Consider the following 10,639-nt stretch of genomic DNA (forward strand, 5'->3'; position numbering starts at 1 on the left):
GCATCACGCCCCCGTGTCGCTCACGCCGGGCGCGGGATGCCGGCCGAAGCGCGCTGAGATGCGCCTCGCGAGCGAATCGAAGCCAAGGTAGATGACGGGCGTCGTGAAGAGCGTCAGCAACTGGCTGACCACGAGGCCCCCGGCGATCGCGATGCCGAGCGGATGACGCAGCTCGGAGCCGACGCCGGTGCCGAGCATCAACGGCAAGGCGCCGAGCAACGCCGCCATCGTCGTCATCAGGATCGGTCGGAAGCGCAAGAGGCACGCTTGATAGATCGCATCGCGCGGCGATTTGCCTCCTTCGCGTTCGGCTTCGAGCGCAAAGTCGATCATCATGATCGCGTTTTTCTTCACGATGCCGATCAAAAGCACGATGCCGATAATGCCAATGATGTCGAGGTCGTGGCCCGAGATGATTAATGCAAGCAGCGCGCCGACGCCAGCCGAAGGCAGCGTCGACAAGATTGTGATGGGGTGAATGAAGCTCTCGTAGAGCACGCCCAACACGATGTACATCGTCACGACGGCGGCAAGGATCAAGAAAAGCTCGTTCGCGAGCGACGCCTGAAACGCGAGCGCCGCGCCTTGAAAGCGGATCTGAAATGAAGCGGGCAGGCCGATGTCGGCCTGCGCCCGCTGGATCGCCTTGACCGCGGCGCCGAGCGACATCCCGGGCGCGAGGTTGAACGAAAACGTCGTTGCCGGAAACTGGCCGAGATGGGTGACCAGAAGCGGCGCGGGGCGCTCGATAAACCTCGCAATGGCGGTGAGCGGCACCTGTCCCGTCGTCGCCACCGAGGAGGGCAGATAGATCGATTTGAGCGCATCGACGTAATGCTGCATCGTCGGCTCGGCTTCAAGAATCACGCGATACTGGTTCGACTGCGTGAAGATGGTCGACACGATGCGCTGGCCGAATGCGCTGTATAGCGCGTTGTCGACGGTCGCTGGCGTAATGCCGAAGCGAGCGGCTGTCGCCCGATCGATTTCGACGAAGACGGATTGGCCGCTTTGTTGCAGATCGGTTGCGACGTCCGCCAGCTCGGGCGCTGATCTCAGTCGCTCGACGAGTTTCGTCGCCCAAGTCCCCAACTCGTCGGGGTTTGGGTTAGTCAACAAAAACTGATACTGCGTGGGGCTCACGGTCGAATCGATCGTCAGATCCTGCACGGGCTGCATGTAAAGTGCGATGCCTGGGACGTTCGCCGTATCGGCCTTGATCGTGCGAATGATCTGCGTCGCGCTTTCACGGCGCTCGCTGTGCGGCTTCAGGTTGATGAGCATGCGGCCGCTATTGAGTGTGACGTTGGTGCCGTCCACACCGATGAACGAGGTCAGGCTCTCGACGTTCGGATTGCGCAGGATCGCGTCGGCGAGCGCAAGTTGGCGCTCGGCCATCGAGCCGTACGAGACTGACTGCGGCGCCTGCGTGATCGCCTGGATGATGCCGGTGTCCTGCACAGGAAAGAAGCCCTTAGGCACCACGACATAGAGCGCGCCCGTCAGGACAAGCGTCAGCACGGCGACGAATAGCGTCAGGCGCTCGTGCGCGAGCACCCATTTGAGTGCAACGCCGTAGCGCGCGATGACGGTGTCGATGACGGCGTGCACCTTGGCCTCGAAACGGTGGCTCTCAGGCGGGGGCGTATGGCGCAGCAGCTTCGCGCACATCATCGGCACGAGCGTGAGCGAGACGACGGCCGAGATGACGATCGTCACCGCGAGCGTGATCGCGAACTCGTGAAAGAGCCGCCCGACGACGTCACCCATGAAGAGCAGGGGAATCAATACCGCAATCAGCGATACCGTCAGCGAGATGATCGTAAAGCCGATCTGCTTGGACCCTTTGAACGCAGCTTCGAGCGATGAGTCTCCGTCCTCGACGTAACGCGCGATGTTCTCGATCATCACGATGGCATCGTCGACGACGAACCCCGTCGCAATCGTCAGCGCCATCAGCGAGAGGTTGTCGAGCGAGAAACCGCACAGATACATCACGGCGAGTGTGCCGATCAGCGAAAGCGGCACCGACAGGCTCGGGATCACCGTCGCATAGACGTTCGCGAGGAAGAGGTACATGACGAGCACGACCAGCACGACCGACATTGCAAGCTCGACCTGCACGTCGCGCACCGAGGCGCGAATGGTCGTTGTCCGGTCGGTCACGATGGACGCGTCGAGCGCGGCGGGCAGCGATGCCTGCAGTTGCGGGAGCAGCGCCTTGACGCTGTCGACCACTTGAATGACGTTGGCCCCGGGCTGACGCTGCACATTCAAGAGAATCGCGGGCTGAGTGCCCGCGGGCGTGCTGACCCAGGCGCCCAGGTGGACGTTCTCCGCGCCGTCGACGATCTTGGCCACATCGGTCAGCATCACTGGCCGGCCGTTCCGGTAGGCGATGACGGCGCTTCGGTAGGCGTCGGCATCGGTCAGCTGATCATTCGCATCGATCGTGTAGTTGCGCGTCGGGCCGTCAAAGTTGCCCTTTGGTGTGTTGACATTGAGGTTCGAGATCGTTGTGCGCAGATCGTCCAGGTTCAGGCCGTACGAGGCCAGCGCGAGCGGGTTCGCCTGAATGCGCACGGCGGGCCGCTGCCCGCCGCTCAAGCTCACGAGCCCCACGCCCGCCACCTGCGAGATCTTTTGAGCGAGACGCGTGTCCGCCAGGTTCTGGATCTCGGTGAGCGGCATCGTCTTGGACGTGAGCGCGAGCGTGAGGATCGGCGCGTCGGCCGGATTGACCTTCGCGTAGATCGGCGGCGCCGGCAGGTCCGACGGCAGCAGGTTGCCGGCCGCGTTGATGGCGGCCTGCACCTCCTGCTCGGCCACATCCAGCGGCAGATCGAGGCTGAACTGCAGCGTGATGATCGACGAGCCGGCGGAGCTTTGGGACGCCATCTGACTGAGCGAGGGCATCTGGCCGAACTGCCGCTCGAGCGGCGCGGTCACCGAGGACGTCATGACCTCTGGGCTTGCGCCGGGATAAAAGGTCCGCACCTGGATGGTCGGATAGTCGACGTTGGGCAGCGCCGAAATCGGCAAAAAACGTAGGGCGACGAGGCCGACCAGCATGATGGCCGCCATCAGCAAGGCGGTGCCGACGGGGCGCAGGATGAAGGCGCGCGAGGGGTTCATGCGCGACCCGTTTTACGGATTGCCCGGCGGCGGATGCCGGCGATGCTGGCCGTGCACATGTGAAGCGCCTGCCGCGGCGGAAGCTTCGGACGCGGCGGCAGCGCCCGCGATACCCTCTGTACCTTTCGTCCCCTTTATACCCGCACCGGATGCCGCCCCGGGGTGTTCGGCCGGTATCGTGATTTTGGCGCCCTCGCGCAGCCGGTCGGAGCCGTCAGTGACGACGCGCTCGCCAGCGGCGAGGCCCGAGGCAATGCTGGCGCGTTCCCCGTCGACGGGGCCCGTTTTGACGTGCCGCACGGTGACAGTGCTATCGGGCTTCACGACATAGACGAAAGGGCCTGCGGCGCCGTTCAGCACGGCGGAAGTCGGCACGATGACGGCGTTCCCGATCGTATCGATGAGCAGCCGCGCGTTGACGAATTGATTCGGGAACAGCGACAGATCAGCGTTGGGGAACAACGAGCGCAGCTTGATCGTGCCCGTTGTCGTATCGATTTGATTATCGACGGTATCGAGAGAGCCGGTCTCGAGCGACGTGGCGTTGTTGCGATCATAGGCCGTTGTCGTCAGCTTCACGCCGCCTCGCAGCTGCTTCATGATGGCGGGCAGATTGTCTTCCGACGTTGTGAAGATGACGCTGATCGGCTGCAACTGCGTAATGACGACGATCCCATTCGCATCGGAAGGCGTCACGTAGTTGCCCGCATCGACTTGGCGCAGTCCGACTCGGCCGGACACTGGCGCGATAATGCGCGCATAGGTGAGATCGAGCTTGAAGGTTTCGATGTTCGCCCGGTCCGATTTCACTTGGCCCTCGTACTGCTTGACGAGCGACGCCTGCGACTCGACTTGTTGACGTGCGATCGAGTCCTGCGCGAGCAGCGTCTGGTAGCGCTTGAGGTCGAGCCGGGCCTCCTCGAGCAATGCCATGTCCTTGGCGAGCACGCCTTCGGCGTTGGCGAGCGAGATTTGATAGGGCCGTGGATCGATCTGCGCGAGCAGATCACCCTGTTTCACCATCTGGCCTTCGCGGAACTCGACACTCTGAAGATAGCCGGCCAGCTGCGACTTGACGGTAACCGTGGCAAGCGGTGTGACCGTGCCGAGCGCGGTCAAGACGATCGGCATGGCGCCGGTGGTGGCTGTTGCTACTTGCACGGGCTGCGGTAGATCGCCGGGTCGGCCTGGGCCGCCGTGGCTGGCGTGCGGCCCGCCCGTCGCGCTCGGTCCCGCCGGGCTCATCCGGCTCCAGGGGTGCCACCACACGAGTACCGCGAGGACGACCACGAGCGCCGCGCCCAACGCGCCGTATTTGCGTCTCGAGGGCCGCGCGCGCGCCGAGGGGGGCGCGGTTTCGATCGGCGCTCCGTTTGGGGCGGCGGGCGGGCGAGTGTCGGTCGGGTTGTCTTGTTCTGCCATCGGTCCTAAGGCGTATGCGATGCGTGTAATCGGAGTAGGAATACGCAAGCCGGGAGTACGAATGTCAGCGCACGGCAAAACACGAGCCCAGGGGCCGATTCCGCACGGCGAAGGGTTTGGCGGCTGGCGCGAGGAGGGCGCGGCATGGCGCCGCTGCGTTGCATGATGCTACGTTGAGCGCCACCCTGGCGTCCACTCGATTTTCTTTCGAAAGGTTACGATTTCATTTCAGATTGGCCGCGTTGACGATTAGCCTGGTAGCGTGGCCCGGTGTATCTGAGGGGCGGCCGTTGTCGAGGAAGCCGGCAGAATCTCGTCGAAGGGGCTTCCTCTCGACTGAAGGGCGCTCGGCGGTGCGCGACGTCGTCGCCGGGGCAAGGGCGGACGTTGTCAGTCGTTGAGTCGCAGATGCGGGGCACCGCCGATTTCGGCGACGATCCGCTCAACGCAGTCGATCAACGCCGGCACGCCGTGATCGATCAGCCATTCGCGTGAATGCAGGTGGGCCGCCCCGCCGCCGCCGACGGCGTACCGCTCGCCCGATGGACCGACGAAGCCGACCGCAATCCCGTTCAGTCCTTCAAACCAGTCGCCGATTGCAACGGCATATCCATTTGATCGTGCCTCGGCTAGGGCGGGCTGTAACCGAGCGTGAACGAGTGGCCATTCGTCGCCGTGTGCGACTTGCAGGCACGCCAGTAGCTCGGCGCGCTCCGGCGCGGCGAGTGCGGCAAGGTAGGCGCGACCCACGGCCGTGCGTGCCAGGTCCATGCGCGAGCCGATCTCGAGGCGCGTGACGAGGATCGCGCTGCGAGGCCGCACGGCTTCAATGACGACCATGTCCAGGCGATCACGGGCCGACAGGTTAATCGACAGCGACGTGCGCTCGGCCAATTCGACGAGATACGGGCGGGCGCGCGAGCGAATGTCGAAGTTGCGCAGAAAGCCATGCGAGAGCTCAAGCACGGCGGCCGTCAGCACAAATCGCTCACTGTCGGGCAACTGCAACAAGAAACCCGCGTTGACGAGCGTGGCTGCGATGCGCGACACCGTCGGTTTCGGGATGCCGGTGAGCTCGGCGAGTTCGCGGTTGCTAATTGGTGCACCGGCCGCGGCAACACCGCGCAGCACGGCTAATCCGCGGACAAGGGCGCTGATGTCTTCGCCGGAGCTTGGAGCTTTCTTTGTCGTCGGTGCGCTGGCGGGTAGGGACATGGTGCTGAGGGGGGTAATCTGACGGTTTTGAAATGTCGTTTCGCATTTTGCAATTCACCGTAGGGTGAAAGGCAGCGGTCATCGATGTGCATTCGGTAATAAGTGCTTCCTGACGTGATTGTAATCGTTTCCCTACAAGGGGCACCTGTTAACAAATCGGAAAAAATTATCTTGACTTCGTGGGCGGAAAGATAAAAAATGGAATCACATTTCGGAACGCATACATGTTATGTGGATGCGACGCTCCGATACCTGTCTCTCAGGTTCTAGCACGGCCCTCGGAATGGCTAGAACTTTTTACGGCGCCACGTCACGTGGCGCTTTTTTTTTGTTCGCCCATTCGGGCGACCTCCTTATGAGCCCTATGAGGGGAAAGTCGTTCCCCAAATCGCTGCAGGGTCAAGCAGAGGCAATGTTGCGAGTCGGTTGCTTTGGGCAATCGGACAAATGGCCCCCTTCGTTCGGACAGTCGTTAAAAAGTATTTAGGGGGAGCCCGTCGGGCAACTCGTAATTGCGGTATCCCATCTGGCGCAGGGACAACCGATCAGCACCATTGCGCGCTGTTTTGGCTCCCGCCCGGCCAGCCTGCGCGATTTGTTTCCACGCGAACCCGGCACCTCGCCAAGCGAATTCTGCTCTGAAGAAAGACTCGGCAAAGGTTCTTGAGACGTTATCGTCCATCAGGACAAGCGTTATTCGGCAGGGTACGTGGCTTTGCGTCACGCGTTTTCCAACCGCGCCACTCGTCTTGACGCCGTTCGCTGGCTGCAGCGTGGCAGAAAAACAGAACTGGTTGTCCGCACGTCTATTTTGACGACAAATTGACTATGTGCGCAGTTCACGCCAGGCAGCCATCCATCCGCGCTTTGTTCGATGCCTTTTCAGCCGATGTCCGCTCCGATGTCCGATCAGGGGGGCGAGCCGACGGTAGATCTTTAGAGATAACTAAAAAATGTCCAGAGGCGATAAAGAGTGTGTGTCGGGTAAGGGGGGGCGGATGAAATGGGCGTGCGTATGCGCGTTGTCCACGCCTACGCTCGCGCTGGCGCAGAGCACCGTGACGCTGACGGGGGTCATTGATGCGGGCGTCACTTACGTGAGCAATCAGCATGGCGCAGCCGGAGCGTTATTCGATAGCGGCATCTATGTCCCAAACATGTTGAGCTTGAAGGGCACCGAAGACCTCGGTGGTGGCAATAAAGCGCTCTTCGAGTTGACTTCGCAGTTCGACATGGGTAACGGGGCAACGATCCCGGGCTCCGGCGATATATTCAGCCGCACAGCGCTGGTCGGGCTCTCGAGTGACCGGTTCGGTACGCTGACGCTCGGCAATCAGTACGACTTCATGTTCGACACGCTGACGCTCGGGGTGTTCGACGGTGCGTTTTTGTTCGGCGGCATTTACGATTTCCGCCAAGGGCCTTTCGCCGCACTCGGCATACCCGACAATCCGACCGGCTCTTTCGACTTTGATCGCATGGCGGGAGGGACGCGCGTGTCGAATTCAGTCAAGTATCGCAGCCCGGAGATCGAAGGATTCACCTTCGGCGCGCTATACGGGTTCGGCGGCGTGCCGGGCGCGTTCTCTGTTGATTCGACGACGAGCTTCGGCCTGAGCTATGTGAACGGCCCGCTCGGATTGGGTGCAGCGTACGTCGAGGTCAAGTATCCGCAACTCGACAATGGCCACGCCGGCATCCGCAACTTCGGGTTCGGCGCGCACTACAAGTTCGAGAAAATCATTGCGATGCTGCTTTATACGAACACGGCGAATACAGCGAGCGGAGCGCAGATCAACGTCTATAAGGCGAGCGCGATGTGGAACATGACAGGGCCGTGGTCAATCGGTGTCGATTACACGTTCATGGGTGGGAATGCCGTGCTGACCGACAATCACGCGCAACAGATAACCGGCGCCATTCAATACCATTTTTCGAAGCACACGCTTGCGTACGTCGAGGCCATCTATCAGCACGCGAGCGGCGACACCGACGCGACGCAAGCCTGGATCAATATCGTGCCACAGGCTGCTGCTGCGGGAGCCAACAGCTCGCAGACGCTTGTGCGAATCGGATTGTCGACGAGCTTCTAGATACTATGGACCTGCCGCGCTAACGCCTTTGGCGTTGCGTATGGACGAATTACCGGGGCGCGGATTGCACGCGTTTCTGCTATCGTCGCGCATCATGCGACCGATACTGACCATTACCGATGTCAGCAAGACCTACGCGACGGGGTTCACGGCGCTCAGGCGTGTCAACCTTGAAGTCAATCGCGGCGAAATCTTCGCGTTGCTTGGCCCGAACGGCGCCGGCAAGACGACGCTGATCGGCATCGTTTGCGGAATTGTCAATGCGAGTGCAGGGCGTGTACTCGTCGATGGCCATGACATCGTGCGCGACTACCGGCGCGCCCGTGCCATGATCGGACTGGTGCCGCAGGAACTGTCGACGAACGCATTCGAGACGGTGTTTTCGACGGTGTCGTTCAGCCGAGGGCTATTCGGCAAGCCTCCTGATCCGGCTTACGTAGAACGCGTGCTCCGTTCGCTGTCGCTTTGGGAGAAGAAGGATAGCCGTATCCTGGCGCTTTCGGGCGGTATGAAGCGGCGCGTGCTCATCGCCAAGGCGCTTGCGCATGAGCCCACACTGCTCTTTCTCGACGAGCCGACGGCCGGCGTCGATGTCGAGCTGCGGCGCGACATGTGGGCGCTGGTGCGCGAGCTCAAGGCAAGCGGTGTCACGATCATCCTCACGACGCATTACATTGAAGAGGCCGAGGAGATGGCCGACCGCATCGGCGTGATTCATCGCGGCGAGATCATTCTCGTCGAGGAGAAGACGCAGCTCTTGCGCAAGCTTGGCAAGAAGCAGCTCACGCTGCATCTCGAAGCGCCGCTCGCGGGCGTGCCGGCGCAGCTGGCGGGCTATGCGCTGACGCTCTCCGCCGACGGCTGGGCCCTTACTTACACCTACGACGACACTCAGTCTGAGCGCGCAAGCATCGTCACGTTGCTCAAGGACCTCGAAGCGGGCGGCATTCGTTTCAAGGATCTGCAGACAAGGCAAAGCTCGCTCGAAGACATTTTTGTGGACCTGGTCCGGGATAACTCATGAATCTGCACGCCGTCCGCGCGATTTATGTCTTCGAGATGGAGCGCACTTGGCGCACGCTCATGCAGAGTGTCATCTCACCGATCATCTCAACCTCGCTCTATTTCGTGGTGTTCGGTGCGGCAATCGGATCTCGCATTCGCGAGATCGACGGCATCAGCTACGGCGCTTTCATTGTGCCGGGGCTCGTCATGTTGTCGCTGCTCACGCAAAGCATTACGAACGCGTCGTTTGCCATTTATTTTCCGAAGTTCACGGGGACGGTCTACGAGTTGTTGTCGGCGCCTGTCTCGTATGTCGAGCTCGTTGTGAGCTTCGTCGGTGCCGCGGCCACCAAGTCGATCATGCTCGGCCTCATCATCATGGCAACGGCGACGCTCTTTGTGCCGCTACACGTCGTGCATCCGGCCTGGATGCTGCTTTTTCTGGTGCTGACTGCAGTCACGTTCAGCCTGTTGGGCTTCATCATCGGCATTTGGGCGGACGGCTTCGAAAAGCTGCAAGTGATCCCGCTGCTCATCGTTACGCCGCTCACGTTTCTTGGCGGCAGTTTCTATTCGATCGGTGTGCTGCCGCCTGTCTGGCGCACCATTGCACTCATCAACCCCGTCGTCTATTTGATCAGCGGCTTTCGCTGGAGCTTTTTTGGGGTAGCCGATGTGCACGTGGGCGTCAGTCTTGCGATGACCGCTGCTTTCCTGCTGATCTTCATGGGCATCGTCGCCTGGATCTTCAAGACGGGGTATCGGCTTAAGAGTTGAGGTGGTAAAAGCCGGTTTGACTAAACGTTGCACTGGGTTGAGCTCGCACCGTTTTTTCTGGTCAGCCCAGTTTTTGGCGTATCGGGTAGGTAGTCGGCAGTCGATGCCCCAATCCTAAAGAGCTAAAAATGACAATCGGCTCATTGCGCATATCGAGCGATAAAAAGGAACTCGATATCGATGTCATACACGCGTTTCTCCGCGATCACGCTGCTTGGTCCAAGGGTATCCCGAGGGAAACGGTCGAGCGTGCGATCGAAGGGTCGCTTTGCTTCGGTGCGTATCTGGGCAGCTGCCAGATTGGCTTTGCCCGTGTGGTGACGGATATGGCCACGTTCGGTTATCTCTGTGATGTATTTATCCTCCCGGAATATCGCTCGCGGGGTTATGCGGCCGCGCTGATGGATCACATCTTCGGGGCCGACCTGCTCAAGGGGCTTCGCAGAATCGTCCTGGTCACGACGGGCGCACATGGCGTCTATCGGCAGCATGGGTTCGAGGCGCTGGCCCATCCCGAGCGGTATATGGAACTGCATCGGCCCGACGTCTATGCGCCGTCCGGTGGCTCGCTAATGGAACGTCCTGAGTCCTGATGTGTTCGCCTGCGGTCAGGCGGAACATTCGGACGTGACACCATCCAAAAAGCCGACCTACAGCCGGCATCGTTAGCGCTTGTCGATTTCTCTTGCAAGGCACATCGAAGCCGCCTAGAATCACGCTCCTTCGCGCTTCCCGGTAACGGTGGCGCGGGGAGAAGCGGGAACGCAGGAAGTAGGTGGCGGGCCGTGGGCGGCATGCGGAGTTAAGCGGTAGCGAGCATGTGACGGTCGACGGCGAGGCAAGCGGTGATGAAAAAACGCTTGACGCCTGACGAAACAGTCTGCATAATCTCGTTTCTCTGCTGCTGACGCAGCAACGCAAGACGGCGCAGCGCCGAACGGTAGTCGGTTCGGTGTGCGACAGTTGAGCGACGCGATCTTTAAAAATTTACA

At 61.0% G+C, this 10,639-nt stretch carries 7 protein-coding genes; 4 read left to right on the forward strand and 3 right to left on the reverse strand.

Features of this window, described 5'->3' with window-relative positions:
• Window positions 1–3 precede the first annotated feature (3 nt).
• The 3 genes from VL598_RS10900 to VL598_RS10910 form a co-directional block, all read right to left on the reverse strand.
• Window positions 4–3,135: an MdtB/MuxB family multidrug efflux RND transporter permease subunit gene (locus tag VL598_RS10900; RefSeq protein ID WP_325326724.1), complete on the reverse strand. Its 3,132-nt coding sequence runs from the start codon at window positions 3,133–3,135 to the stop codon at window positions 4–6.
• A 12-nt stretch (window positions 3,136–3,147) separates the two neighbouring features.
• Window positions 3,148–4,557, reverse strand: a complete 1,410-nt coding sequence (locus tag VL598_RS10905; protein WP_325326725.1) for an MdtA/MuxA family multidrug efflux RND transporter periplasmic adaptor subunit — start codon at window positions 4,555–4,557, stop codon at window positions 3,148–3,150.
• 390 nt (window positions 4,558–4,947) lie between these two features.
• A complete protein-coding gene (locus VL598_RS10910) occupies window positions 4,948–5,772 on the reverse strand; it encodes an IclR family transcriptional regulator (RefSeq protein WP_325326726.1) in 825 nt (274 codons plus the stop codon).
• A gap of 998 nt (window positions 5,773–6,770) precedes the next feature.
• Between VL598_RS10910 and VL598_RS10915 the strand changes: the two genes are divergently transcribed.
• From VL598_RS10915 to VL598_RS10930, 4 genes are all read left to right on the forward strand, one after another.
• A complete protein-coding gene (locus VL598_RS10915) occupies window positions 6,771–7,865 on the forward strand; it encodes a porin (protein ID WP_325326727.1) in 1,095 nt (364 codons plus the stop codon).
• 94 nt (window positions 7,866–7,959) lie between these two features.
• Window positions 7,960–8,889 carry an ABC transporter ATP-binding protein gene (locus VL598_RS10920; protein ID WP_325326733.1) on the forward strand — a complete coding sequence of 310 codons (930 nt, stop codon included), beginning with the start codon at window positions 7,960–7,962 and terminating at the stop codon, window positions 8,887–8,889.
• On the forward strand, window positions 8,886–9,647 hold the full coding sequence (locus VL598_RS10925; protein WP_325326728.1) for an ABC transporter permease: 762 nt from the start codon (window positions 8,886–8,888) through the stop codon (window positions 9,645–9,647). Before VL598_RS10920 ends, VL598_RS10925 begins: the two co-directional genes overlap by 4 nt.
• A gap of 128 nt (window positions 9,648–9,775) precedes the next feature.
• The gene (locus VL598_RS10930; protein ID WP_325326729.1) at window positions 9,776–10,240 is read left to right on the forward strand and encodes a GNAT family N-acetyltransferase; all 465 of its coding nucleotides are present in this window, start codon (window positions 9,776–9,778) and stop codon (window positions 10,238–10,240) included.
• The last annotated feature ends 399 nt before the right edge of the window (window positions 10,241–10,639 follow it).

It is taken from the genome of Trinickia sp. (genome assembly GCF_035492435.1).
In the GTDB taxonomy this organism is placed as follows: domain Bacteria; phylum Pseudomonadota; class Gammaproteobacteria; order Burkholderiales; family Burkholderiaceae; genus Trinickia.